Origin of the sequence: Pseudomonas sp. D2002 (assembly GCF_013385735.1) — a bacterium.
In the GTDB taxonomy this organism is placed as follows: Bacteria; Pseudomonadota; Gammaproteobacteria; order Pseudomonadales; family Pseudomonadaceae; genus Aquipseudomonas.
The window spans coordinates 804776-830378 of sequence record NZ_JACAPL010000003.1 but is presented as its reverse complement, the minus strand read 5'-3'; the positions used below and the strand labels follow the sequence as shown (position 1 = coordinate 830378).

At 61.6% G+C, this 25603-nt stretch carries 25 protein-coding genes; 17 read left to right on the top strand and 8 right to left on the bottom strand.

Annotation, left to right across the window (positions count from 1 at the left end; translation table 11 throughout):
* Positions 1-2: 2 nt before the first annotated feature.
* On the bottom strand, positions 3-641 hold the full coding sequence (locus tag HX783_RS07085) for a DUF1120 domain-containing protein (RefSeq protein WP_177016426.1): 639 nt from the start codon (positions 639-641) through the stop codon (positions 3-5).
* A 29-nt stretch (positions 642-670) separates the two neighbouring features.
* Positions 671-1300, bottom strand: coding sequence for a DUF1120 domain-containing protein (locus HX783_RS07080; protein WP_177016425.1), 630 nt, complete (start codon positions 1298-1300; stop codon positions 671-673).
* A gap of 448 nt (positions 1301-1748) precedes the next feature.
* Here HX783_RS07080 and HX783_RS07075 point away from each other — a divergent pair, with 448 nt between their 5' ends.
* The 7 genes from HX783_RS07075 (at position 1749) to dacB (ending at position 9515) form a co-directional block, all read left to right on the top strand.
* On the top strand, positions 1749-2552 hold the full coding sequence (locus HX783_RS07075) for a response regulator (RefSeq protein ID WP_177016424.1): 804 nt from the start codon (positions 1749-1751) through the stop codon (positions 2550-2552).
* A 201-nt stretch (positions 2553-2753) separates the two neighbouring features.
* Positions 2754-3389 carry a response regulator transcription factor gene (locus HX783_RS07070; RefSeq protein WP_177016423.1) on the top strand — a complete coding sequence of 212 codons (636 nt, stop codon included), beginning with the start codon at positions 2754-2756 and terminating at the stop codon, positions 3387-3389.
* Between the two features lie 115 nt (positions 3390-3504).
* Complete coding sequence (locus HX783_RS07065; protein ID WP_010212931.1) at positions 3505-3975, top strand: nuclear transport factor 2 family protein; 471 nt, start codon at positions 3505-3507, stop codon at positions 3973-3975.
* Between the two features lie 36 nt (positions 3976-4011).
* Entirely contained in the window at positions 4012-4287 is a 276-nt protein-coding gene (locus HX783_RS07060; protein WP_119738470.1) for a GIY-YIG nuclease family protein, read from the top strand.
* Positions 4288-4362: 75 nt separating this feature from the next.
* On the top strand, positions 4363-5298 hold the full coding sequence (locus HX783_RS07055) for a glutathione S-transferase family protein (protein WP_177016422.1): 936 nt from the start codon (positions 4363-4365) through the stop codon (positions 5296-5298).
* A 109-nt stretch (positions 5299-5407) separates the two neighbouring features.
* A complete protein-coding gene (locus HX783_RS07050; protein WP_177016421.1) occupies positions 5408-7828 on the top strand; it encodes a TonB-dependent receptor in 2421 nt (806 codons plus the stop codon).
* Between the two features lie 235 nt (positions 7829-8063).
* Positions 8064-9515: a D-alanyl-D-alanine carboxypeptidase/D-alanyl-D-alanine-endopeptidase gene (dacB, locus tag HX783_RS07045; RefSeq protein WP_177016420.1), complete on the top strand. Its 1452-nt coding sequence runs from the start codon at positions 8064-8066 to the stop codon at positions 9513-9515.
* Position 9516: 1 nt separating this feature from the next.
* Here dacB and HX783_RS07040 read toward each other — a convergent pair whose 3' ends face one another.
* Positions 9517-10296, bottom strand: coding sequence for an IclR family transcriptional regulator (locus HX783_RS07040; RefSeq protein WP_177016419.1), 780 nt, complete (start codon positions 10294-10296; stop codon positions 9517-9519).
* A gap of 120 nt (positions 10297-10416) precedes the next feature.
* Between HX783_RS07040 and hmgA the strand changes: the two genes are divergently transcribed.
* The 4 genes from hmgA to HX783_RS07020 all read left to right on the top strand — a co-directional run bounded on the left by hmgA (position 10417) and on the right by HX783_RS07020 (position 15170).
* Positions 10417-11700 carry a homogentisate 1,2-dioxygenase gene (gene hmgA / locus HX783_RS07035; protein ID WP_177016418.1) on the top strand — a complete coding sequence of 428 codons (1284 nt, stop codon included), beginning with the start codon at positions 10417-10419 and terminating at the stop codon, positions 11698-11700.
* Positions 11701-11703: 3 nt separating this feature from the next.
* Positions 11704-12990: a fumarylacetoacetase gene (fahA, locus tag HX783_RS07030; RefSeq protein WP_177016417.1), complete on the top strand. Its 1287-nt coding sequence runs from the start codon at positions 11704-11706 to the stop codon at positions 12988-12990.
* 12 nt (positions 12991-13002) lie between these two features.
* Positions 13003-13644 (top strand): maleylacetoacetate isomerase, encoded by a 642-nt coding sequence (maiA, locus tag HX783_RS07025; RefSeq protein ID WP_177016416.1) that lies wholly within the window; start codon positions 13003-13005, stop codon positions 13642-13644.
* Positions 13645-13778: 134 nt separating this feature from the next.
* Entirely contained in the window at positions 13779-15170 is a 1392-nt protein-coding gene (locus HX783_RS07020) for an aromatic acid/H+ symport family MFS transporter (RefSeq protein WP_177016415.1), read from the top strand.
* Position 15171: 1 nt separating this feature from the next.
* Here the strand turns inward: HX783_RS07020 and HX783_RS07015 are convergent, their stop codons facing one another.
* Positions 15172-15975 carry a SirB1 family protein gene (locus HX783_RS07015; RefSeq protein ID WP_177016414.1) on the bottom strand — a complete coding sequence of 268 codons (804 nt, stop codon included), beginning with the start codon at positions 15973-15975 and terminating at the stop codon, positions 15172-15174.
* Between the two features lie 187 nt (positions 15976-16162).
* Between HX783_RS07015 and HX783_RS07010 the strand changes: the two genes are divergently transcribed.
* Positions 16163-17182, top strand: a complete 1020-nt coding sequence (locus tag HX783_RS07010) for a Glu/Leu/Phe/Val dehydrogenase (RefSeq protein WP_177016413.1) — start codon at positions 16163-16165, stop codon at positions 17180-17182.
* A gap of 55 nt (positions 17183-17237) precedes the next feature.
* Here HX783_RS07010 and HX783_RS07005 read toward each other — a convergent pair whose 3' ends face one another.
* Positions 17238-17498, bottom strand: a complete 261-nt coding sequence (locus HX783_RS07005; RefSeq protein ID WP_003188807.1) for a YebG family protein — start codon at positions 17496-17498, stop codon at positions 17238-17240.
* 426 nt (positions 17499-17924) lie between these two features.
* On the opposite strand from HX783_RS07005, the gene HX783_RS07000 reads away from it, so the two are divergent.
* The gene (locus tag HX783_RS07000) at positions 17925-18170 is read left to right on the top strand and encodes a DUF6124 family protein (protein ID WP_177016412.1); all 246 of its coding nucleotides are present in this window, start codon (positions 17925-17927) and stop codon (positions 18168-18170) included.
* 486 nt (positions 18171-18656) lie between these two features.
* Complete coding sequence (locus tag HX783_RS06995; RefSeq protein WP_106579492.1) at positions 18657-19145, top strand: phosphate-starvation-inducible protein PsiE; 489 nt, start codon at positions 18657-18659, stop codon at positions 19143-19145.
* Here the strand turns inward: HX783_RS06995 and HX783_RS06990 are convergent.
* Together HX783_RS06990 and HX783_RS06985 are read right to left on the bottom strand one after the other, a co-directional pair.
* Positions 19142-19456 carry a DUF3509 domain-containing protein gene (locus tag HX783_RS06990; RefSeq protein WP_159954393.1) on the bottom strand — a complete coding sequence of 105 codons (315 nt, stop codon included), beginning with the start codon at positions 19454-19456 and terminating at the stop codon, positions 19142-19144. The genes HX783_RS06995 and HX783_RS06990 overlap by 4 nt on opposite strands.
* 489 nt (positions 19457-19945) lie before the next feature.
* Positions 19946-21322, bottom strand: a complete 1377-nt coding sequence (locus tag HX783_RS06985; RefSeq protein ID WP_177016411.1) for an L-serine ammonia-lyase — start codon at positions 21320-21322, stop codon at positions 19946-19948.
* Positions 21323-21459: 137 nt separating this feature from the next.
* Between HX783_RS06985 and HX783_RS06980 the strand changes: the two genes are divergently transcribed.
* Both HX783_RS06980 and HX783_RS06975 read left to right on the top strand, forming a co-directional pair.
* Positions 21460-22407 (top strand): LysR substrate-binding domain-containing protein, encoded by a 948-nt coding sequence (locus tag HX783_RS06980; protein ID WP_177016410.1) that lies wholly within the window; start codon positions 21460-21462, stop codon positions 22405-22407.
* A gap of 213 nt (positions 22408-22620) precedes the next feature.
* Entirely contained in the window at positions 22621-23031 is a 411-nt protein-coding gene (locus HX783_RS06975) for an HPF/RaiA family ribosome-associated protein (RefSeq protein ID WP_159954396.1), read from the top strand.
* Between the two features lie 59 nt (positions 23032-23090).
* Here HX783_RS06975 and HX783_RS06970 read toward each other — a convergent pair whose 3' ends face one another.
* Positions 23091-24602 carry an MFS transporter gene (locus HX783_RS06970; protein WP_177016409.1) on the bottom strand — a complete coding sequence of 504 codons (1512 nt, stop codon included), beginning with the start codon at positions 24600-24602 and terminating at the stop codon, positions 23091-23093.
* Between the two features lie 105 nt (positions 24603-24707).
* On the opposite strand from HX783_RS06970, the gene HX783_RS06965 reads away from it, so the two are divergent.
* Entirely contained in the window at positions 24708-25580 is an 873-nt protein-coding gene (locus HX783_RS06965) for a LysR family transcriptional regulator (RefSeq protein WP_177016408.1), read from the top strand.
* The last annotated feature ends 23 nt before the right edge of the window (positions 25581-25603 follow it).

Sequence of the window (25603 nt, the reverse complement as noted above, 5' to 3'; positions counted from 1 at the left end):
GGTTACAGGTAGCGCACTTCCAGGGTTGCGGAACCGTCGATCGGTTGTTCTTCAGTCAGGGTCAGTGTCTCGGAGGCGGCGATGATCGGGTGGACCCTCACGTCGCTGGTGAGCGTCGTGATTGCGATAGGCGCCCAGTCACCACCTGAGTTACTGCCGAAGGCGGTGAGCCATCCGGGGATCCAGATGGCGTCCTCGCTGTTCTCGATCCAACTGGCGCCGTTGTTGCGCGAAACCAGCTTGGTCACGGGCTGGCTGTCGGCGAGGTAGTTATTGAGAACCACCAGGAAACTGCCGACCTTCTCGGTTCCGTTGATGAACCCCAGGCCAAATGACGACCCGTCGACATCGATGGCCGAGCCGGGGCGGTTATCCACGCCGTTGAGGGCAAACAGCGTGGCGGCGCTGCAGTTCACGTTGAGTTGCAGGGTGGTGGCCGGCAAGGGCGTGGGTTGGCTTATTTGCAGATCCCTGGCGGCGATCTTTCCATAGTCGGCCACGCCGCCCTGGCTCAGGGTCGGGACGCAGGCGCTGGGCGTAATAAGCCCGGTGACGGCCAAGTCTGTACTGCTGGCGGCAAATACGGAGCCTGCACCCATAATCATTAGGGTTGCGGCGAGGGTAATGAGAGGGCGAGCCATGGGTCACATCCTGTGGGTTATGGGGTGGCTTACAGGTATTTCACTTCAAGCGTGGCGGAGCCGAGGATGGGGATCTCGTTGGCCAGGTTCATACCGGCCGTGGGGCCGAGCATGGTTGTCACCTTCATGTCTGACGTCACGTTCTGCACCGGCGTGGGCGCCCAGCTGCCCGTTGAGCGGTCCCCGAACGACGCGAGGTATGCCCGCGGCATGACGTCGCCCGGGAAGCTTTCCGTCCAAGTGAGGCCACTGTCGCTGGACTGAAGTACAGAGATCGGCGCACCGCCGGACGTCGCGTTATCCAGTGACAGCATGTACATGCCCAGTTTTTTACCGTCGACCAGGCCCAGGCCGTAGGCGTTGAACGCGTCTGGCGAATCGCCACGGTTATCAACACCCTGCAGCGCCAGCAGGGTCGGCGCTTCGCAGGTGATGTTCAGCTGCAGGGTGTGATCGCCAAGCCCCGTCCAGTTGATCGGGCTCAAATCCTTGGCCGCAACTTTCCCGTGGTCGATCATCCCGCCGCTTGAAAGGCTGGGCGTGCAGGCGCTTGGGGTAATCAAGCCCTGGACGGTCAGGTCGACGCTGCTGGCCGCAAATACGGTCGAAGCGCCGGTAAGCAGCAATGCGGTGGCTAACAGGGCGAAGGGAGCATTCATTTCTTGGGTTCCAATACGTTGAGTCACGCCGTAGCGACACTCGCTGTGGGCAGTGTGTCGACGGGTGCAAGGCGGCTTTTAATGTTTATCTGGACTGCTCAGGGGGCGGCGGACCGTCCCTGACTAGAGTGGGCCGTAATCTAACGATGGGCCTGGGCGGGAGACATACAACTTTTACGACAATCACAAAGACTCGGAAAGTGGAGTGATCCGTGTCAGAAGAATGAACAGTTAAATGTAGGTAAATGGTCAGTTTCGTAGTTGTTGTATGGTCAGAGTGGCGTGCGAAACGATACTTTTCCTGGGCGATGACCGTCATTTGAATATTTGAAACCTGCTGCAGAGTGCGTTCCGTTGACTGTCGCGTCAGCGCTCCTCGCCCACACAACCTTCGTGTTCCTGGGCCACGGGCGCTGCACCACCGACAATATCAACGAGGTGAGCGAGCGTGCCTTCGAGCGATGTCTCTGCGCAGCGCATTCCGGTCCATTTCTCCCCGCCCGACCACTGGCGGCACTTGGAGGTATTGGTCGCGGAGGATCATTCGGCCTACCGCGCGCTGTTGGGCTGGTTCCTGGAAAAACTCGGGCTTGGCCATGTAGTGGTAGGCGACGGCTGTGAAGGCTTTGCCGCCTTCACGCGCAGGCGCTTCGACCTGGTGATCAGCGACTGCCATATGCCACGCATGGACGGCTATGCTCTGGCCCGCGCCATACGCCTGCACGAGCGGGCGAACGGGCGGCGCCGGGTGCCGATCATTGCCCTTACCGCCAACCTGCAGGCTGACGAACCGCATCGCTGTCGCGATGCCGGCATGGATGCCTGGCTGCTCAAGCCGCTGACGTTTGCGCAGTTGTGCGATGTGCTTGGGCGATGGCTGCCCGGCCCACCGAGTGCGGTATCGCCGGCCGTATCCAAGGGCTCAACGGCCTGGCCGACCCGCGCGAGCATGGTCCAGACCTTCGGCAGCGAACAGGTGGTCAATCAGATGCTCGGCAGCTTGCTGCACGAAGCCCGCACAGACTGCGCGGCCCTCGCCGATGCGCGCATCACGTTGAACGCCCGCCTTGCGTTGGAGCGGTTGCATCGTCTGTTGGGCAGCCTGGCTTTTTTAGGCTGCGACGACTTGGAGACGCAGGGGGGAGCGCTGATTGAACAGGTCCGGCTCCAAGGCGTGTGGGCGAACCTGGGACGGCTGGAGATGTTTGAGCATGACCTCAAGCGTTACTTCGCGTACGTGAGTACGTTATGAGGTTTCATCTTGGCTTGTAGGAAGTTGTTCTTTTGAGTTGTAGTTTTTGTATGTGGGGTTTTTCCTTTTATTTTGTAAGTTTGATGGATGGCACTACAAGGCACTGGGTTTGGCTGAAATGTGCTTCTGCCGGGCGGTTGTTGAAGCGCCCGGTCGGAGGTATTTTGCCCGGAATCAAGTGGCCATCATCCGTGAGTATTTATGCTTCGAGTAATAATTGCCGACGATCACCCCATTGTCCGCATCGGGCAAAGGGTGGTGATTGAGGCGAGTGGCACCTGCAAAGTCGTTGGCGAAGCCAGTGGCCCCGATGAATTGCTGGTGTTGCTGGGCACCACGCCCTGTGACGTATTGGTAACCGATTTCGCCATGCCGGGTGGGCGCCAGGCTGACGGTTATTGCTTGCTGAGCCTGTTGCAGCGCCAGTATCCGAAGATGCCGGTGATTCTGGTCACCATGTTCGCCAACATCGCGACCCTGCGGGCTTCCTTCGCCCATGGCGCACAGGCCATCGTCGCCAAAAAGGCCTCGGCCAAGGAGTTGCCCCTGGCAATCAAGGCCGTCACCAAGGGCCAGACCTTCGCCAGCGAATGTCTACGCGAGCAGTTGCACGAGGCCGGCACGGGCGATCAATCTCAACCGCCGCAGTTGTCCGGCAAGGAACGTGAAGTGGTGCGCATGCTGGCCAGCGGCATGACCGTCAGCCAGATTGCGGCACGGGTCAACCGCAGCATTTCCACCATCAGCAAACAGAAAAGTACGGCCATGAGCCGGTTGTGTATTTCAACCGATGTGGACTTGTTCGCCTACGCGCGCTCGGCGGGAATGGTGCCGTAGACGGTATCCTTGAGTCTGCCATGGTGATTACTCATTCCCATAGCGAATAGCCATGGCATTCCCTTGTTGCGCAGCTTATCGTTCAGTACCTCTGACCACCGTGCGAAACCTGCCCATGAGTGATGCCCACAACGCCCTGATCACCGAGTTCTACAGTGCATTCCAACGCCTGGACGCCGAAGCCATGGCCGCCTGCTACACCGATGACGTGGTGTTCAGCGACCCGGCCTTCGGCGAGCTGCGTGGGCGCGATGCCGGTGATATGTGGCGCATGCTCACCACCCGCGCCAAGGACTTTTCCCTGACCTTCGACCATGTCCGCAGCGACGACAGCACCGGCAGCGCGCATTGGGTGGCGACGTACCTGTTCAGCGCCACCGGCAACACGGTGGTCAACGATATCGGCGCGCGGTTTGTGTTTCGCGACGGCAAGATCTGCGAGCACCACGACCACTTCGACCTGTGGCGTTGGTCACGCCAGGCACTGGGCCTCAAGGGCCTGTTGCTGGGCTGGTCGCCGGCGCTGAAAAACGCTGTGCGCGCCCAGGCGCTTAAAGGCCTGAAGGCATTCCAGGCCGGTCGTTGATAAGATTGGCGCTCCTCTGGTTTGCCGAATTGCCCCGTGACTGAATCGACTGAACCCAAACCCTGGTTCGTGTACCTGGTGCGCGCTGCCAATGGCTCGCTGTATTGCGGCATCAGCAATGACCCGGTGCGCCGTTTTGCCTCCCACCAAAGCGGCAAGGGCGCGCGGTTCTTTTTATCCAGCCCGGCCGTGGCGCTGGTGTACACCGAACAGTGCGCGAGCAAGGGCGAAGCGCTGCGCCAGGAACGGCTGATCAAGAAGCTCAAGAAAAGCGCCAAGGAATGCCTGGCGGCGAGTGGCTCATTGATTTGACTGATGGGTTCCCATCTCGCCTGCGCGCGATTTTGCGCGTTAAGCTAGCCGCTCATTTATCCAGCGGAGCCTGGCATGTCTGAGTTGATCCTGCACCACTACCCGCAGTCCCCTTTTGCTGAAAAAGCCCGGCTGATGCTGGGTTTCAAAGGTTTGTCGTGGCACTCGGTGCTTATCCCACCGATGTCGCCCAAGCCCGACCTGACCGCATTGACAGGCGGCTATCGCAAGACGCCGGTATTGCAGGTGGGCGCGGATATCTACTGCGACACCGCCCTGATCGCCCGGCGCCTGGAGCAGGAAAAATCCACCCCGGCGCTGTTTCCGCTGGGCCAGGAAATCAACACCCAGGCCTTCGCTTATTGGGCCGACAGCGTGGTGTTTCACCATAGCGTGACCTTGGTCTTTGAGCCGGAATCCGCCGCCGTGCGCTTTGCCAAAGTGCCGCCGCAAGCGATGCAGGCGCTGATGGCCGACCGCGTCGCGCTGTTCAGCGGTGGTACGGCGAGCAAGGTGCCGCTCGAGCTGGCACGGCATCAATGGCCGGCGCTGATGGTGCGCCTGGAGCAGCAACTGCAGCATGGCGCCGGGGACTTCCTGTTTGGCGAGCCGTCGATTGCCGACTTCGCCATGGCGCACCCGTTGTGGTTCCTCAAGGGCACGCCGGTGACGTCGCCGTTGGTGGATCACTACCCGGCCGTAGCGGCCTGGTTGGCGCGGGTATTGAGCTTTGGCCATGGCAACGCCAGTGAAATGCGCGCCGACCAAGCGTTGGAGATTGCGCGCAATGCCACGCCCGCACCCTTGCCGGAGGAAATCTTCGAAGACCCCAACGGCTTCAAGCCGGGCCAGCCGGTGACCATCAGCGCGACGGACTACGGCGTAGACCCGGTCGCCGGTGAGTTGCTGTTCGCCGGGCGCGAAGCGCTGATCCTGCGGCGTGCGGATGAGCGCGGCGGTATCGTGCATGTGCACTTCCCACGCCTGGGTTTTCGCATTCAGGCGCAATAAACAAAAATATTTGCAAACAAAGGTGAGGTAAATCCACCGCCCAACCGTGTAGTGCTTGAAACTGCGATCAATTCGCATTAACAGCGTTTTCTACACGGGTTCTCACAGCATGAAATCGACGGCGGGCGGTTGGGTAAAACAGTGGCTGGGAGCCTCGGTATTGACGGTGTCGGGGCTGGCATTGCTGCCTTTGGCCGTGGCGCAGGCACAGGAGCAGCAAAGCGCCCAGTTCAACTTTGCCCTGGCAGCCAAACCGCTGCCCCAGGCCTTGAGCGATTTCAGCCGCGTCACCGGCATCAGCGTGATCTACACCGATGAAGCGCCCTACGGCCTCAGCGCCCCGGCGGTCAGCGGGCAGATGAGCGCGACCCAAGCCCTGCAACGCCTGCTGAGCAATTCAGGCTTTACCTTCCGCCAGATCGACCCGCGCACCCTGGCACTGGAACCCGTGCCCACCGACGGCGCGGTCAACCTCGGCGCCACCACCATCAGCGGCGCCGGCCAAGCCCAGGACAGCACCAGCTACCAGCCGCCGCCCACTAGCTCAGTGATGCGTTCCCACGGCCTGCTGCTGGAAACCCCGCAAACCGTCAACGTGGTGCCGGCCCAAGTGCTACGCGACCAGACCCCGCGCAACCTGGACGACGCCCTCGCCAATATCAGCGGCATCACCCAGGCCAACACCTTGGCCAGCACCCAGGACGCGGTGATGCTGCGCGGTTTCGGCGATAACCGTAACGGCTCGATCATGCAAGACGGCATGCCGGTGGTGCAGGGCCGAGCGCTCAACTCCACCGCCGAGCGCGTTGAAGTGCTCAAAGGCCCGTCCTCGTTGTTGTACGGCATCCAGGACCCGGGCGGCGTGGTCAATATCGTCAGCAAAAAACCCGAACTGGTGCAGTCAACTTCGCTGACCGCACGCGGCTCGACCTTCGGCGACGGCAAGAACGGCAGCGGCGGCAACCTCGACACCACCGGCCCGATTGGCGACAGCGGCCTGGCCTATCGACTGATCGTCGACCATGAAGACGAAGATTACTGGCGCAACTTCGGCACCCACCGCGAGACGCTGGTGGCGCCGTCCCTGGCCTGGTACGGCGACACCACCAAAGTGGTGTTCGCCTACGAACACCGCGAATTCCTCTCGCCGTTCGACCGTGGCACCGCCATCGACCCCAAGACCAACCACCCGTTGAACATTCCGGCGACCCGTCGCCTGGATGAGCCGTTCAATAATATGGAAGGCCGCTCCGACCTGTATCGCCTCGAAGTCGACCACGATTTGAACGACGACTGGAAGGCGCACTTCGGCTACAGCTGGAACCGCGAAACCTACGACGCCAGCCAAGTGCGCACGGTGTCGGTCAACCCCAATGGCACCCTGACGCGCAGCATGGACGGCACCCGTGGTGCGTTGACCACCGACCGCTTCGCCACCCTGAGCCTGGAAGGCAAGGTCAACGTCGCTGGCATGCAGCATGACTTGGTGTTCGGCCTGGACGATGAGTACCGCAAGATCTATCGCGCCGACCTGATTCGCCAGGCGCAACGCAGCGCGTTCAACTACCTCGATCCGGTCTACGGCAAGGATGTACAAGGCACCACCGTCAGTGCCAAAGACAGCGCCCAGACTGACCTGCTGCGCAGCGACTCGCTGTTCTTTCAGGACGCCATTCACCTGACCGACCAGTGGATTCTGGTGGGCGGTGTGCGCTATCAGATGTACGACCAATACGCCGGCAAGGGCGTGCCATTTACCGCCAACACCAATGGCAATGGCCAGGCGTGGGTGCCGCGTGCCGGCTTGGTGTACCGCTACACCGATGAATTGTCGTTCTACGGCAGCTACACCGAGTCGTTCAAACCCAACTCCACCATTGCCGCCCTGGCCGATGGCAGCACCTTGACCGGCGACTTGACGCCTGAGGAATCCAAGTCCTGGGAACTGGGGGCCAAGCTCGACATGCCAGGGCGTATCACCGCCAGTGCGGCATTGTTCAATATCGATAAGCGCAACGTGCTGGTGTCGGTGGGTTCGGGGGCGAACACCGTCTACAGCATTGCCGGCCAGGTGCGTTCCCGTGGCCTGGAGTTGGACGCCACCGGCCAGTTGACCGACCAGTGGAGCCTGATCGGCAGCTACGCCTACACCGACGCCTTGGACACCAAGGACAAAGACCCGACGCTTGAAGGCAACCGCCTGCAAAACGTGGCCAAGCACACCGGCTCGCTGTCGGCGGTTTACGATTTCGGCAATATTTTCGGCGGCGATCAACTGCGGGTGGGCGCGGGCGCCCGGTACGTCGGCGAGCGCGCAGGCGATGCCGCCAACGACTTCAACCTGCCCGGCTACACCGTCGCAGACGCGTTTGCCACCTACGACACCAAGATCGAAGGGCAGAAGGTCAAGTTCCAGCTCAACGTGAAGAACCTGTTTGACCGCACCTACTACACCTCGGCCGCGAGCCGGGTGTTTGTATCACTGGGCGATGCGCGGCAGGTGTCGGTGTCCAGTACCCTGCAGTTTTAACCTGGTTGTGGCGAGCGGGCTTGCCCTAATGCCGTTCAGTTAAGAGATGGGGCAGACAATCGGTAACCTGTGGCGAGGGAGCTTGCTCCCGCTGGGGCGCGAAGCGGCCCTAAAATTGGGACTGCTGCGCAGTCCAACGGGAGCAAGCTCCCTCGCCACAACAGCCCCGCTCGCCACGAAGGTAAGGGTCTGGTAGCGTTGCTGCCACTAAAGACTTCGCGGGAAAACGCTACTGATGCAGTTGGGCAAATGGATACACACCAGCGCAATGCTGGTCGGCTTGAGCTTTTTACTGGGCGGCTGCGCGAGTGTTTCGCCGACTTCCAACGCCCTTGATCAATTGCTGGCCGACCCCGCGCTGCACGGTGCCTCGGTGTCGCTGATGGTGCGTGACGCGCGCAGTGGCGCCACGCTGTACCAGCACAACCCACGCACACGGCTGGTGCCGGCCTCCAACCTCAAGCTGTTGACCACCGCCGCCGCGATGGACGTGTTGGGGCCGCAATACCGCTTCGCCACGCAAGTGCTGAGCAATGGCATACGCCAGGGCGATCGCCTGACCGGCAACCTGTACCTGCGTGGCCTCGGCGACCCGACGATGCAATTCGCCGACTACCAGGCGCTGGCGGCGCAACTGGCCAGCCAGGGTGTTCGCCAAGTCCAGGGCGATATCGTGTTCGACGACACCTGGTTTGACGCCGAGCGCTTGGGTGTCGATTGGTCCCACGATGATGAAACAACCTATTACGGCGCGCAGATTTCGGCGCTGACCGTGTCACCCAATGCTGATTTTGATGCGGGCAGCGTACTCGTCACGGCCAAAGCGCCGGTGCGTGTCGGCCAGCCTGTGAGCGTCGAGATATTCCCGCCCACCGATTACCTGCAATTGAGCAACCGCGCGGTGAGTGGGCCGGGTAACACCTACGGGATCAACCGCCGCCATGGCACCAACCTGTTGCAGCTCAGCGGCGCGGTGGCGCCCGGCCGGCAGAGCCCGCAACTGGTCAGCGTCTGGGAACCGACGCAACTGGTGGCCAATCTGTTTGAACAAGCCCTCAAGCAGCAGGGCATCACCGTGCTGGGCCGTCGAGTGATGGGGGCCGCAACCCCGGCCGGCGTGACCGTGCTGGCCGAGCATCAATCGGCGCCGTTGCAGGAACTGATCACGCCGCTGCTCAAACTTTCGAACAACAACATGTCCGAAGCCTTGCTCAAGGCCATGGGCCGCAAGACCGTGAACAGCGGCACGGCGGCGGCGGGTGTGGCGGCGGTCGATGGGTTTCTCAAGCGTCAGGGCGTGGACACGGCAACGCTCAAGCAGGTTGACGGTTCCGGCCTGTCGCGGCAGAACCTGGTGTCGTCGCAAACCCTCACTGACCTGCTGCTGGCCGCGAGCAAGCAGCCGTGGTTCAACGCCTGGTACACCGCTCTGCCGATTGCCGGCAACACCGACCGCATGACCGGCGGCAGCCTGCGCTATCGCCTGCGCGGCACACCGGCGGAAAACAACCTGCATGCCAAGACCGGCTCCATGGGCGGCGTGTCATCGTTGAGCGGCTACATCACCGACGCCCACGGGCGCCGGTTAGTGTTCTCGATGATCAGCAACAACTATGTGGTTGCCGGTGCACAGGTCAAGGCTGTGGAGAACCGCGTGGCGGTGGCCCTGTCACGCTGGGGCGAATAATTCAGGGCTGATAGCCCATCCGCCAACTCACGGCCCGGGTCGCCGCCAGCAAGCGCTGCGCCGCCGGGCCGTCTTCATCGGCGTGAAACAGTGAGGTCGGGCCGACCACGGTCATCACTGCCGCCACCTGGCCGACCGCGTTGAACACCGGCGCCGACAACGCATCGACGCCAGGCATCAGCAAACCATGCACAAAGTGCAGGCCACGGCTGCGGATCTGCGCGCAGGCGGCGGCGTAGGCCTGGTCGTCGGCCAAGGCATGGGCGATACCGGCCTGAACCTCGCGTTCGCGCAATTCCACGGTTTCCCGCGACGGCAGATAGGCGCTGAACACCAGCCCGGTGGACGAGCTGAGCAGCGGCAACACCGAACCCAATTGCGTCACCACCGTGATTGCGCGCACCGCCGGCTCGATGTGCACCACGGTTGCGCCCTGATTGCCCCACACCGCCAAAAAACAGGTTTCATTCAGGTCATCGCGCAGTTCTGCCAAGGGCAGGGCGCCGACTTTCAACACATCCATGCTGCCCAGCGCGGCCAAGCCCACGCGCAATGCCTCGCGGCCCAGGCCGTAATGGTTGGTGGCGGTGTTCTGTTCGGCAAAACCCGAGGCGATCAGCGCCTGCAAATAGCGGTGGACCTTGCTCGCCGGCATCTGCACATGTTCGGCCAGGCGCGACAGCGAAGTGGCCGGGGACAGTTCGGCGAGCGCCTTGAGGATATCGGTGCCCACTTCAGCCGAGCGGACTTTCTGTTTACCGGTGTCGCGGGGCTTTTCCATGGAAGGGCGAGAATCCGAGAGATGAATGGGCGTCTTTATAGCTTGACGGTCGATAGTGATCAAATTACGTTATGCGTAACTGGATTACGATAAAAACAACTTCCGCTCAGAGGATGATCCATGAACCTCGAATACCTGTCGGGCTTCGGCAATGAATTCGCCAGCGAAGCCCTGCCCGGCGCGCTGCCCGTCGGCCAGAATTCCCCGCAAAAAGCCCCTTACGGCCTGTACACCGAACTGTTCTCCGGCACGGCGTTCACCATGGCGCGCAGCGAAGCCCGCCGCACCTGGCTGTACCGCATTCAGCCGTCGGCCAATCACCCGGCATTCGTCAAACTGGAGCGGCAATTAGCCGGTGGGCCGTTGGGCGCGGTGACGCCGAATCGCTTGCGCTGGAACCCACTGGATGTTCCCAGCGAGCCGACGGACTTTATCGACGGGCTCGTAGGCATGGTCGCCAACGCCGGGTCGGACAAACCGTCAGGCATCAGCATTTATAACTACCGCGCCAACCGCTCAATGGAGCGCGTGTTCTTCAACGCCGACGGCGAACTGTTGATCGTGCCTGAGCAGGGCCGCCTGCGCGTCGCCACCGAACTTGGCGTGCTGGACGTCGAGCCGCTGGAAATCGTGGTGCTGCCGCGGGGCCTTAAATTCCGTGTCGAACTGCTGGATGCGCAAGCACGCGGTTACGTCGCGGAAAACCACGGCTCGCCGCTGCGCCTGCCGGACTTGGGCCCAATCGGCAGCAATGGCCTGGCCAACCCGCGTGACTTTTTAACGCCGGTTGCCCACTACGAAGACCTGAAGCAGCCGACGACACTGGTGCAGAAATTCCTCGGCGAGCTGTGGGCCTGCGAGCTCGACCATTCGCCGCTGAACGTGGTCGCCTGGCACGGCAATAACGTGCCGTACAAATACGACCTGCGGCGCTTCAATACCATCGGCACGGTGAGTTTCGATCACCCCGACCCGTCGATCTTCACCGTACTGACCTCACCCACCAGCGTGCACGGCCTGGCCAACCTCGACTTTGTGATTTTCCCGCCACGTTGGATGGTGGCCGAGAACACCTTCCGGCCGCCGTGGTTCCACCGCAACCTGATGAACGAATACATGGGCCTGATCCAGGGCGCCTACGACGCCAAGGCCGAAGGCTTCCTGCCCGGTGGCGCGTCGCTGCACAGCTGCATGAGCGCCCACGGCCCGGATGGCGAGACCTGTACCAAAGCCATCAACGTCGAGCTGGCGCCGCACAAGATCGATAACACCATGGCCTTCATGTTCGAGACCAGCCAAGTGCTGCGCCCCACGCAGTTCGCCCTCGAATGCCCGCAACTGCAACCCGCTTACGACGCGTGCTGGGCCTCGCTGCCCGCCACCTTCAACCCGAACCGGAGATAACCCATGCCTCAACCAACGCCAACCCGCAGCTGGGTGGCCTCCGCCAACGGTCACCGCGATTTTCCCCTGCAAAACCTGCCGCTGGGCGTGTTCAGCATCAACGGCTCGGCGCCGCGCAGTGGCGTGGCAATTGGTGATGCGATTCTCGACCTGCATGCCGCGCTGGATGAGTTCGAAGGTGAAGCACGTCGCGCCGTTGAAGCCACTGCCGGTGGCCAACTGAACGCCTTTTTCGAACTCGGCCGTGGCCCGCGCGTGGCCTTGCGCGAGCGTCTGCTGGAACTGCTCGCCGAAGGCAGCAAGCTGCAAACCCGCGAGGCTCAGGTGCTGCACCGCGCCGCCGATTGCCAGATGCACTTGCCGGCCAAAATCAGTGACTACACCGACTTTTACGTCGGCATCGAGCACGCGCAGAACGTCGGCAAACTGTTCCGTCCCGACAACCCGCTGTTGCCGAACTACAAGTACGTGCCGATTGGTTATCACGGCCGTGCCTCGACCATTCGCCCTTCGGGCACCGAGGTGCGTCGGCCTAAAGGCCAGACGCTGCCGGCCGGCCAGACCGAGCCGACTTTTGGCCCCTGCGCGCGCCTGGATTACGAGTTGGAGCTGGGCATCTGGATCGGCCAGGGCAATGCCATGGGCGACTCGATTGCGATTGGCGATGCGGCCGAACACATCGCCGGTTTCTGCCTGCTCAACGACTGGTCGGCACGCGATATCCAGGCCTGGGAATATCAGCCGCTGGGTCCGTTCTTATCCAAAAGTTTCATCACCAGCATCTCACCCTGGGTGGTGACGGCCGAAGCACTGGAGCCGTTCCGCAAAGCCCAACCGGCGCGCCCCGAAGGCGACCCGCAGCCGCTGCCGTACCTGCTGGACAAGCGTGACCAGGCCGCCGGCGGTTTCGACATCGAACTGGAAGTGCTGCTGACCACCGCCGCGATGCGCGAGCAAAACCTGCCGGCCCATCGCCTGACCCTGAGCAACACCCAGCATATGTACTGGACCGTGGCGCAAATGGTTGCGCACCACAGCGTCAACGGTTGCCAGTTGCAGGCCGGTGATCTGTTCGGTTCGGGCACCTTGTCCGGGCCGCAGCCGGGGCAGTTCGGCAGCCTGCTGGAGATCACCGAAGGCGGCAAAAAGCCGATTGAATTGGCTTCCGGCGAGGTGCGTAAGTTCCTCGAGGACGGCGACGAAATCATCCTGCGCGCGCGTTGCAGCCGCGAAGGGTTTGCCTCCATCGGCTTCGGCGAATGCCGTGGCACCGTGATCGCGGCGCGCTAAGAGGGCAGGGCGATGGAACTCTACACTTACTACCGCTCCACTTCGTCATACCGGGTGCGTATCGCCCTGGCGCTCAAGGGCCTGGATTTTACTGCGGTGCCGGTCAATCTGCTGGTGCCGCCGGGCGGTGCCAATCGGCAACCGGCGTACCTGGCGATCAACCCCCAAGGCCGCGTACCGGCGTTGCGCACCGATGACGGCCAACTGTTGATTCAGTCGCCGGCGATCATCGAGTACCTGGAAGAACGTTATCCACAGGTGCCACTGCTGTCCGAAGACCTGGCGACCCGTGCCCATGAGCGTGCAGTGGCGTCGATTATCGGCTGCGATATTCACCCGCTGCACAACTCCAGCACCCAGAACCTGCTGCGCAAGTGGGGCCATGACGAGGCGCAATTGCTCGAATGGATAGGCCATTGGATCAGCCAGGGCTTGGGTGCGGTGGAGCAGTTAATTGGCGATAAGGGTTTTTGCTTCGGCGAACAGCCGGGGTTGGCGGACACGTTTCTGATTCCGCAGCTGTACGCGGCGGAGCGCTTCAAGGTGCCGTTGGCCGCGTACCCGCGCATTGGACGCGTGGCAGCGTTGGCGGCGCAACATCCGGCGTTTGTGCAGGCGCATCCGGCCAACCAACCGGATACCCCTGCTACCTGACGATTGTTCCCACGCTCCGCGTGGGAATGCATCGCGTGACGCTCCGCGTCACGGTTCCAAGAGCGGACGCAGAGCGTCCAGGGCTGTATTCCCACGCAGAGCGTGGGAACAATAATAAAAACAGGTACCTTGCGATGCACAATCAGATTGCCAGCTTTCGCGCGGCACTCGACGCCCGTCCGGTGTCGCGCTATCAGTGGTTGATCCTTCTGTTGCTGGCGCTGCTGCTGGTAACCGATGGCTACGATGCCCAAGTACTCGGTTATGTGGTGCCGGCCTTGGCCAAGGATTGGAGCCTGGAAAAAGCCGCGTTCGGCCCTGTGTTCAGTGCCAACCTGCTCGGGCTGACGTTGGGTTCGCTGCTGGTGACGCCGCTGGCCGACCGCTTTGGCGTGCGGCGTATCCTGCTCGGTTGCGTGCTGATTTATGCCAGCCTCACGGTGCTGATGGTGTTCGCCAATTCCCTGACCACGCTGATGGCTGCGCGGTTTATCTGCGGCATCGGCATGGGCGGCGCGATGCCGAGTGCCATGGCGTTGATGTCGGAATATTCGCCACCACGTATGCGCACCTTGATGGTGACCTTGGCCGCCTGTGGTTTCTCGTTCGGCGGCGCGGCGGGTGGGTTTGTGGCGGCTGGGTTTATCGAAGGCTACGGTTGGCAGGCGGTCTTCCTGGCGGGCGGTGTGACGCCGTTGCTGCTGTTCCCGTTCCTCGTGTGGCTGCTCCCGGAATCCTTGCCACGTTTATTCCGTGATGCACCGCCGTACGCACGCCTGCAAAAGGTCACGGCGCGGATGCTGCCGGGTTGGCAACCGCCACCGTCGAATGAAGCAGAAAATCGCCAGGCGCAAGGCAGCAAACTTACGGTGGTGGAGCTGTTTCGTAACGGCTACGCGCGCCCGACCGTGCTGATCTGGGCGACGTTTTTTGTCAGCTTGATTCTGTTGTATTTCATGATCAGCTGGTTGCCGTCGCTGTTGCTGGAAAGCGGCCTCGAGTTGAAAGAAGCCAACCTGGTGACCTCGATGTTCCTGTTTGCCGGCACCTTGGGCGCTATCGGCATGGCCTGGTTCGCGGACCGCTTGAAAAGCAAAGTGCGGCTGTTGTCCGGCGTGTTGGCGGCGGCTGCGGTGTGCACCATTTTGCTCGGCTTGAACCACGACAACCCACGTTATCTGGTGGCCTGTGTGTTCGCGGCCGGGTTCTGCATCATCGGCGGCCAGCTCACGCTTAATGCCTTCGCCAGTAATTTCTACCCGGCACATGTGCGCGCCACGGGCACGGGCTGGGCGCTCGGCGTGGGGCGATTCGGTTCAATTTTAGGACCGTTGTTTGGCAGCCTGCTGCTGGCGATGCATATCCCTGTGGAGCAGATTTTCTTCTTCTGCGCGATTCCGGCGGTGATTGCGGCGCTGTTGATCATTCAAGTGCGTTCGCCGGGTTCTGCTGTGCCGAAGAGTCCACTGCACAGTGACATTCTCAAAGCACCGTCCACGACAAACCATGCAGTCCAAAACAAGTAGTTCAGTGCACCACTGAATTGGGCGGCAGGTGCCCCAGCCGCTCGGTCAGGCGCAGGCGCTGGATCGGGTCTTCGCTGAGCAGCAAGGCGTGCTCCAGGTCAAAACGCTCGGCGCTCGGGCAATCCAGGCGCTGGTAAAGGCTGGCCCGCGCCAGATAGTCGGCCGCGCTGGCATTGCCCAGTTCCAGCACGCGTTCGGCGTCGATCAAGGCGGCCAATGGGTTGTCGTTGGCGAGGTGCAATTGACGCAGGTTGCGTGACAGCCGTTGCAGGATCGCGCGGGGTTCGGCAGTGAGCAGGTGGTCGGCCTTCAGCTTGAGATTCGGCCCGTACTGACGGTGCAGCAACTCGCGGCAATCATTGGGGTATAAACGCCGCCCGCCGCACGGGTCCAGCAGGTGATCGGCGCCGGGCACGCGCAGCAAAAAATGCCCTGGAAAGTTGACGCCGACCATCGGGATATTCAGGCGCCGCGCCATCTCCAGCGCAATCAGCCCCATGGCCAAGGGTTGCCCGCGTTTGCGCTGCAGCACCTTGTCCAGCAAGGCGGCGGCGGGGCGCAATGGGGTGAAGTCGTCCTGGGCGAACCCCAGGTCATTCATACGCCGCAGCAGTGGCTGGCCGAGTTCATCGGCCGGCAACATGGGCATGCCGACGCTGACCTGCTGTTGCAATAACGCCAGATCTTGCAGGATCAGCAACGGCTGCACGGCCGGGTCGTGCTCGGCAGCAATCCACAGCGCGGCTTCAAACAGCGCAGGGGGTGAACGGTCCAGACAGGCGAAAAAGGCTGTGCGGGGATTCATTGCGTTCTCCGGCGTATGCCCCCGTTTTAGCCTTGCTGTGAATTTTCGTCCAGTGACTTAAGAAATATCCGACCTGCTTATGTCGTGGGGTCTGAGAAATCGGGCGGCTTATTCCAGCGTACTTCGGCAGTTTCCTGCCGTAAGCCTATACTTGGGCCTCAACCAGAAGTGATTCGGGAGCCCGACGATGTTCGCTCTCATGCACAGCACCCGCCTTGAATCGCTGCACCTGAGCGTCGACCCGGTAACCGGGCTGAAGGCAATCATAGCCATCCATAACAGCCGCCTGGGCCCCGCGTTGGGCGGCTGCCGTTATCTCGCCTACCCCGACGATGAAAGTGCCGTGGCCGATGCCGCGCGCCTGGCCCAAGGCATGAGCTACAAAGCCGCCCTGGCCGGCTTGCCGGTGGGCGGCGGCACGGCAGTGATCATCCGGCCCGTGCATGTGGAAAGCCGCGCGGCGCTGTTCGAGGCATTTGGGCGTTGTGTCGAAAAACTCGACGGCCGCTTTATCACCTCCATCGACAGCGGCACCTCGGTGGCTGACATGGATTGCATCGCCCAGCACACCCGCTTCGTCACCAGCACCACCGCCGCCGGCGACCCGGCGCCGCATGCGGCCATGGGCGTATTCACCGGCATCCGCGCCGCAGCCATGGCGCGCCTGGGCAGCGACAACCTTGAAGGCTTGCGCGTGGCAGTCCAGGGCCTGGGCAACGTCGGCTACGCCCTGGCCGAGCAACTGCACGCGGCGGGCGCTGAACTGTTGGTCAGCGACATCGACAACGGCAAGGTGCAACTGGCTATGGAACAACTCGGCGCGCACCCCATAGCCAACGATGCATTGCTCAGCACGCCTTGCGACATTCTTTCGCCGTGCGGCGTCGGCGCGGTGTTCAATCGCCACAGCGTCGGCCAACTGCGCTGCGCCGCCGTGGCCGGTTCCGCCAGTGCGCAACTGACCAACCTGGAAATCGCCGACCAGTTGGAAGGGCGCGGCATCCTCTACGCCCCGGACTACGTGATCAACTCCGGCGGCCTGATCTACGTCGCGCTCAAACACGCCGGCGCCGAGCTGTCCGGTATCACCGCGCACTTGTCGAACATTGGCACGCGCCTTACCGAAATCTTCGCCCACGCCCAAGCCGAAAAACGCTCCCCCGCACGGGTAGCGGATGAGCTGGCCGAACGCCTGCTCTACCCATAAGCCAGGCATTAAAAAGGCCCTGAATCAATGATTCAGGGCCTGTTCAATTCGGGCTTTATTCCGCTGCCGGGTTCAGCAACTCGGACAGTGCGTCCGGTTGGCTCTTGAACGCCTTGGCAAATACATCGCGGTTCTTCGCCATGTAGATCCCGGCTTCTTCCACCTGCTGCTCGCTCAGGGACGGCACGGCTTTTTGCAACACTTCTGCCAGCAACTCAGCGAGTTCAAGCATCTTGTCATGACGGTCAGCTTCGGCTTTATCCATGAACAAACGCTCCAGATCTCGGCTGCTGCGGTATACCACTTCGACGGCCATTCACCACCTCACATGCCTTCACGATAGTTGTCTTTTGCGACTACTGTATTTATATACAGCGAAAAGGGTAAGCCAAACGACGGGGTTTGGGTAGCAGTTTTTTAATGTAGCCCGTAAATACAGGTTTGCTACAACGGAAATTTCTGACAACTTGCCGGGGTTGCGCTGGAATTGTCCGGTGGCTTACCTTCCACCGGCGCTGCACATGCAGCGAGCGGGCTTGGCGGCCTGCTACGAAAGGTGCAACAACGCTCTAATAGGATTTCAGACGCTAACTCCGTTTGCATTCTTATGTCATGGCGGGTTGCACAGGGACCCTTCGGGGTGCCGGGTTCCTTTCGTACCGGTCCGCCAACCTTGTGCAATCCGTCACCCAACCTGCTTGGCGGCAGATGGTGATGGTTTCCCTACGAGAGGAGCTGTGCCATGAAAAAGATCACCCCCAATCCCCCGTCTGCTGATTCGACGCTGTTCAGCGTTACTCCTGATTCTGATACAGAAACCTTACTCGCCAATGCCAGCGAAACCCTAAGCAGCGCCCGTGAGATGGCCGATAAGCTGGCATTCGACCTTGAAGGTCCGCAGCGAAGCTTGGTCTTGGCGATTCACCAACTGGTGGAAATGGGCGGCTTGTTGGTCGACCGAGCCCTGGAGCAAGTCGCACCCGCCTGAGGCCTCAACCGATCGTTCCCACGCTCCGCGTGGTAATGCCGACTGGGGCGCTCTGCGCCTCGCTGCCCACGCAAGGCTCAAGGGGGACGCGGAGCGTCCCGGGATGCATTCCCACGCAGAGCGTGGGAACGATCAAAATAGGGGTTGAGCACTGGAACATCACACCGACCTCAGGCCGGCTAAGCACCTGTGGCGAGCGAGCTGCCGATCGTTCCCACGCTCCGCGTGGTAATGCCGCCTGGGGCGCTCTGCGCCCCGCTGCTCACGCAAGGCTCAAGGGGGACGCGGAGCGTCGCGGGATGCATTCCCACGCAGAGCGTGGGAACGATCAAAGAGCGCCCTCGCCACAGGTGGTGTCGTCACCTTGTGCCTCATGTCAGGCGGCCACCATCTCAAGTCCTAGTGTCTGGCCTTTTTTCTGCATGCAGAACAACCGTCACGTCCAACCCGCATTATCCGGTCGAGCCGACCTAAGGAAGCATCATCGTGAAAATCAACTGGGCCGAAAAGCTGCGCCAGAACGTCCATGGTCTGGCCGAGTCGCTGGGCAATCTGTTTGTCGAGACGTTCCACTACCTGGCGTTGTTCGCCATTGGTGCGGTGACCGCCTGGGCGGCGGTGATGGAGTTTCTGGGGATGCTGGAGACGGGGCATATCAAGATCGATGACATCTTGCTGCTGTTCATCTACCTGGAATTGGGCGCCATGGTCGGGATTTACTTCAAGACCAACCACATGCCGGTGCGCTTCCTGATCTACGTGGCGATCACCGCGCTGACGCGCCTGTTGATCTCCAACGTGTCCCACCACAACCCGCCGGACATCGGCATCATCTACCTGTGCGGCGGCATTCTGCTGTTGGCGTTCTCGATTCTGGTGGTGCGCTACGCGTCGTCGGCGTTCCCGTCGGTTAAAGTCGAAGGCCCGCGTCGCAAGGGCGAGGCGAGCCTGGAAACCGAGAAGGGCGAGCTTTAAAGCCCGACGCTGAAGGGCAGGGTGCGGGCGGGCGGCCGCTGCAGGAGTTTATGGTCGCCGTCCGTCATCACCGCCAGAATCTCCATGGCGCTGTGGCCTTGCTCGATGGCGATGCCGAATTGAATGCTTTGCACCAGCCGTTTGAGCCGTTGCGGGTCATTGCGCTGTTCGGCGCTGATCATGCGTTTGGCAACCACGCCCTCCTCATTGGAGAGGGTGAGCATGATGCTGCCATCCAGCCGCTGGATGCTCAGGTTAACCCGGTATTTTGGGCTGAAGGTGTCGGTGATGATCTGAAAAGGATTGTCCATGGTGCGTTACCGCCTGATAAGAACATGCAGTCATTGACGACCGGTGTCGGGATTAGTTCGCGTTGCCTGACCACCGGCCACTCCATCGCTGAGGTTTTCACAAGGTCCGTTTTCCTCAATAGCTGTACAGCAAGGGCCGTGCCGTACAGCGGCTTTCCTGCCATTGAGGTCTGAATGTGGGAGCGGGCTTGCTCGCGAAAGCGGTGTATCAGCCAATAGATACTCGGCTGAAAGACCGCATTCGCGAGCAAGCCCGCTCCCACCTTTGTTTTGTGCTGTGCTTGAGGTCAGTGAGCTATTTCAGGGCACTACCGAGAAAACGATCGCAGACAGCGCAATCAGCCCGATCACCACCACAAACACATTCGACAGCTGGCCCGAGTACTGGCGCAGGGCAGGCACGCGGCGGATCGCGTACATCGGTCATCGATATTGCCTCGTTATTATTTTTGCGCGGGCTCACGTTCAGGACGGGTTGCAGTGCTCCGATCAGCACTCCACCCAGCTGACCGCCAGGCCGCCCCGTGAAGTTTCTTTGTATTTGTCATGCATGTCGGCGCCAGTATCGCGCATGGTGCGGATCACGCGGTCGAGGGAAATGAAGTGTTTGCCGTCACCGCGCAGGGCCATTTGTGTGGCGTTGATCGCCTTGACCGCCGCGATGGCGTTGCGCTCGATGCACGGCACTTGCACCAGGCCGCCGACCGGGTCGCAGGTCAGGCCGAGGTTGTGTTCCAGGCCGATCTCGGCGGCGTTTTCGAGCTGCTCCGGGGTGGCGCCGAGAATATCGGCCAGGCCCGCAGCGGCCATTGCGCAGGCCGAACCTACTTCGCCCTGGCAACCGACTTCGGCGCCGGAAATCGAGGCGTTTTTCTTGCAGAGGATGCCGACGGCGGCGGCAGCCAGGAAGAAATTGACCACGTCATCGTCAGACGCGTCGGCGTTGAACTTCATGTAGTAGTGCAGCACCGCCGGGATGATCCCCGCCGCGCCATTGGTCGGCGCAGTGACCATGCGCCCGCCGGCGGCGTTCTCTTCGTTGACGGCGAGGGCGAACAGGTTGACCCATTCCATGGCCGACAAGGTCGACGTGATGACGTTGGGCTTGCCGATTTCCAACAGGCTGCGGTGCAGTTTCGCGGCGCGGCGTGGCACGTCCAGGCCACCCGGCAAAATGCCTTCATCGCGCAAGCCTTGCTCCACGCATTCGCGCATCACCGACCAGATATGCAAAAGGCCGTTGCGGATTTCTTCGTCACTGCGCCATGCGCGTTCGTTGGCCATCATCAGTTCGGAAACCCGCAAGCCATGCTTGTTGCACAAGGCCAGCAGTTCGACGGCGCTGGAAAAGTCGTAGGGCAATTCAACATCGCTGGTCGGCGCAATGCCGGAGGCCGCCTCGGCCGCTTCGATGATGAAACCGCCGCCCACCGAGTAATAGGTTTGTTCGCTCAGCAGGCCATTGTCGCCATAAGCGTGCAGGGACATGGCGTTGGGGTGGTAGGGCAGGCTTTCGTCCAGCAGCAGGAGGTCGGAGTGCCAGTTGAAGGCAATTGCCTGCGTGCCTGCGAGCAACAGTTGGCCGGATTCGCGCAACTGTTGGATACGCGCGTTGATCGACGTGGGGTCGACCTTGTCCGGCCATTCGCCCATCAAGCCCATCACGCAGGCGCGGTCGGTGGCATGGCCCACGCCGGTGGCGGACAGCGAGCCGTACAGGCGCACCTCGACGCGGCGTGTGTCGCTCAGCAAATCCTGGTCGGTAAGGGCCTGGGCGAAGGTCGCCGCTGCACGCATCGGGCCGACGGTATGGGAGCTGGAAGGGCCGATGCCCACTTTGAATAGATCGAAAACACTGATAGCCATGCTAAAGCCTTACAAGCAATGGAGTAGGAATCGCTGCCATGTTTTGTAGAGCAGGCGGAATTGGCGCGATACTGAGCCTCTGGATCGGCACTGACCAACGAATTATCCTAAGACACCCTTTAGCAGGACTAAACCCTATGACCCGACCCCTTCATGGCCAGACGTATGTCTGGCTGCACGTTTTTTCCTGCGCAGCGCGGCATTTGTCGTTTACCCGCTGCGCTGAAGAACTGCACATCACACCGGGGGCGGTGAGCCAGCAAATCCGCCAATTGGAGGAGCGTTTGGGCTTCCGTCTGTTTCATCGGCGCGCGCGCGGTGTGGAGCTGAGTGCGGAGGGGCAGCGGTTGGCGGCGACGGTGGGGGAGGCCTATGGCAGCATCGATGCTGAGTTGCAGCGCCTGGATGCGGGGATGATCAGCGGCACCTTGCGCCTGCGCTCAATCCCGTCGTTTCTGGGTAAATGGTTGACGCCGCGCTTGCCGCGCTTGCAGCAACGTTTTCCGGATATCCAACTGCGCATGGTCGCCGAAGACAGCAGCATTGCGCTGCACGAGGGCGACTTCGACTTGGCCATCGACTTGAACGACGGCAGCTACCCTGGCCTGTTATCCACAGCCCTGCTGGATGAACAGATTTTCCCGGTGTGTGCGCCCAGCCTCTTGCGCGGCCGCCCGCCGCTGCATGGCCCGGCCGACCTGGTGCATTTCCCGTTGCTGCACGACATTACCGCCTGGCGTGGGAGTTATGAATACGCCGAGTGGGAGTTTTACCTGAATGCCATCGGCTACCACGACGCCGACGTACGGCGCGGGCACACCTTCAACCGCAACCACCTGACCATCGAAGCCGCCATCGCCGGCATGGGCGTGGCCATCGCACGGCGCACCTTGCTCAATGATGAGCTGGAGCGCGGCACGTTGATCGTGCCGTTCGGCCTGGCTGTGCCAAACCACAAACGCTATGTGCTGCTGTATGCGCCAGGCGCGCTGAACCATCCGGGCGTGCGTGCGGTGCATGACTGGCTGGTGGAGGAAGCGGGGATTTTTCGCGGATTGCACCCGTTGGGAGAGGGGCAATTGTGAGGTTCGCTGGGCGTAAGAAGATGTAACTAACTCCCCACCCTAACAGCGTTTTTGCCCGTCGTCAGGCTTAATTTGTAATGTGTAATTTATCTTCGCAAAGGGGTTGAAATGTTCTCCCGACTGCTCAATTGTGTAATCAAGAGGTCATGGTTTCACCACCCCGGTGTTGCAGTTTGTGACCTCTCGCGAGCTAGCTGAAATAAGGGAAGAACTATGCAAATCCAAGTCAATAGCGATAACCATATTGAAAGCAGCATCCGACTGGAGGAGTGGGTACGTACTACCATTGAGAGCACGCTCGAACGTTATGAAGAAGACCTGACCCGCGTCGAGGTCTACTTGAAAGATGAGAATGGCGATAAGCCTGGCCCTCATGATCTGAGTTGCCGCCTGGAGGCACGGCCAAAGGGCCATCAGCCACTGTCGGTCCTGCATAAGGCCGATACCCTGGAACAGGCGATTGATGGTGCAGCGACCAAGCTTGAACACGCGCTGGAGCATCTGTACGGAAAGTTACGCGGCAAACCACGCGCCGCCGGGCAAGCACTGCCTGATACCAAGGCCGACGAGGCCGAGCTTGAAGAGGAATTTCTGGAAAACGAACAGGCTGCGCTTAACAGCTGATAGCTGACAGTTTTTTCAACCCCATACAAACGGGCCTGCATCTGCAGGCCCGTTTTTGTTTATCTGCCGCGTCGGAAGAAGTACCCGCTCAGCATCGCCAACCCGCCAGCGCCAAGGCCCGCAAAAAGCATCGCCCAACCGGCGCCGTGGCGTAGAGCCGACTGCGCGTCTGCCGGGGCCAGCGCCAGCGCGTCCAGCTTGCCCGCCGCAATGCTCTGGCTGATGGCGGGCCAATCCAGTGCAGACGTTGGGGGCAGCACGCTGGAAAGGTGATGGCTGATGCCCAGCAGCAACACCAGGCCCATCAAGGCGATGTTCAGCGCCAAGGTGATCAACCGCGCGCTGAAGTCGATGCCCGAGGCCATGCCCGCACGCTCGGCCGAGACCGAGCCGGTGGTGGTGTTGGTGGTCGGTGAGTTAGTCAGCGCCAACCCCACACCGGCCATCGCGCAGCTGAAAAGCACCAGCACAATGCTCGGATGCTCGGCAGCATTCACGGCGGCCATGGCCATGAAACCTGCACCCATCATGCCCAGCCCCAAGGGAATGACGCGCTCGGCGCCAAAGCGCAACGCCAGGCGCTCGGCCAGCGGCGGCACCAGCAAGGTGGGCAAGGTGTAGGCGAGCAGGGCCGCGCCGGTGGTCAGCGTGTCGTAACCCAGGCCCGCCTGGAAGTAGAGCGGCAGGTAAATCATGAACGGCCAGAAGCTGAAGTTCATGCCGATCGAGCCCATCAGTGCGCCGTTAAAGCGCTGGATCCGGAACACCGAAAAGTCGAACATCGGGTGCGCGCTGCGACGCTCAACAACGATGAACAGCAGCAGCCCGGCTGCTGACAACCCCGCCCAGCCGAGCATGGCCGGTGTGCCGAAGCCGTTTTCACTGCCCTGGGTGATGAAATACACCAGCGCGAACACCGACAGCGTCAAGGTCAGCATGCCGGCGATATCGAGCCGATGGCCGGCCGGGTCGCGGGATTCCTGCACGCTGATGCGCAGCAGCACCAAGGTCAGCAGGGTCAGCGGCACATGCACCAGGAATACCCAGCGCCAGTCCGCGACCGCCAGAATCAACGCGCCCACCATTGGCCCGAAGCCCAGGCCCACGCCTGCGATCACGCCCCATATCGCAAAAGCCCGCGCCCGTGCGGCCGGCTCACGGAACTGGTGCGACAGGATCGCGAACTGGCAGATCATCATCGCCCCGGCGCCCACGCCCTGGACAAACCGCGCGGCGATCAGCGTGGAAGCGTCGTTCGCCACGCCACACGCCAGCGAGGCCAGGCCAAACAGCCACAAGCACAGCACCAGCATGCGCCGCCGCCCAAAGCGATCGGCCAGTGTGCCCGCCGCCATGAGTACGCTGGTGCAGGCCAGGGTGTAGGCATTCATGATCCATTGGGCGTCCTGGAAGCCTGTGCCCAGTTGCTGTTCCAGGGTCGGCAAGATGACCGGCACGCTGGATATTTCCAGGCCGAACATCAGGGCGACGAGGCAGACGGCGGTAAGGGCCAGGCCATCTTTGGCGGTGCGCGGTGCGCTGACGGCCGATACAGCGGCGGCGGGCGGCATGGGATATTCCTTGTGATTGGGGGGAGTACCATTCTCGCGGGAACAAAATTCTTTATTCGTGATAACTTTTCCTCTGCTAAGGGAATCAAGGGCGACAATAGAGCCATGGCCACTCCGCGTTTTGATGGCGTTGAACTGTTTTTGCAAATCGTCGAAAGCGGCAACCTGACAGAGGCTGCCGAGCGGTTGAACCTCACGCGCTCGGCCGTGGGCAAGGGTTTGGCGCGACTGGAGGCACGTTTGGGCACGTGCCTGTTGCAGCGCTCCACTCGCCGTCAGCGCCTGACCGAGGACGGGCAGGCGTACTACGAGCATTGCCTGCGTGCGCTGGCCGAACTTGAAGCTGCTGAATCAGTGCTGGAGAGTGGTCGGCAACAGCCGCGTGGACGGTTAAGGGCGAGCCTGCCGCTGGCGTTTGGTCACCACTATGCGGCGCCGGCATTGTGGGGCTTGATGGACCGTTACCCGCAATTGGAAGTCGAGATTTCGTTCTCTGACAGGCTGATCGACCTGGCGCAGGAAGGTTACGACGTTGCCGTGCGTATCGGCCCGCTGCCGGACACCGATCGCCTGAGCGCACGCCGCCTGGGCGAACAGTCCGTGGGCCTGGCCGCTTCGCCTGCGTATTTGCAACGGGTCGGGCGGATTGAGCATATCGATGACCTCGCCGGTCATCGAGGGATTGCCTACCGTTGCAATAATTCCCATCGCGCGGGTGTGACATCGCCGTTGGTGCTGGACGACCTCCAGGCCGTGGCCGACGCCGCCATTGCGGGCGTGGGCCTGGCCTGGTTGCCGAGCTGGTTGATTGCGCACTATGTGCTGCGCGGCCAACTGGAAGCGGTATTGCCCAGCCACCGCGACCAGCCTGCACCGATCCATGTGATCTGGCCCACCGCCACACATATGCCAGCCAAGACCCGCTGCGCCATCGACGCCCTGGTCGCCGGCACCCCGAGCTGCCTGGCGGGCAGTTAGCAGCGCCGATCCCTTGTGGGAGC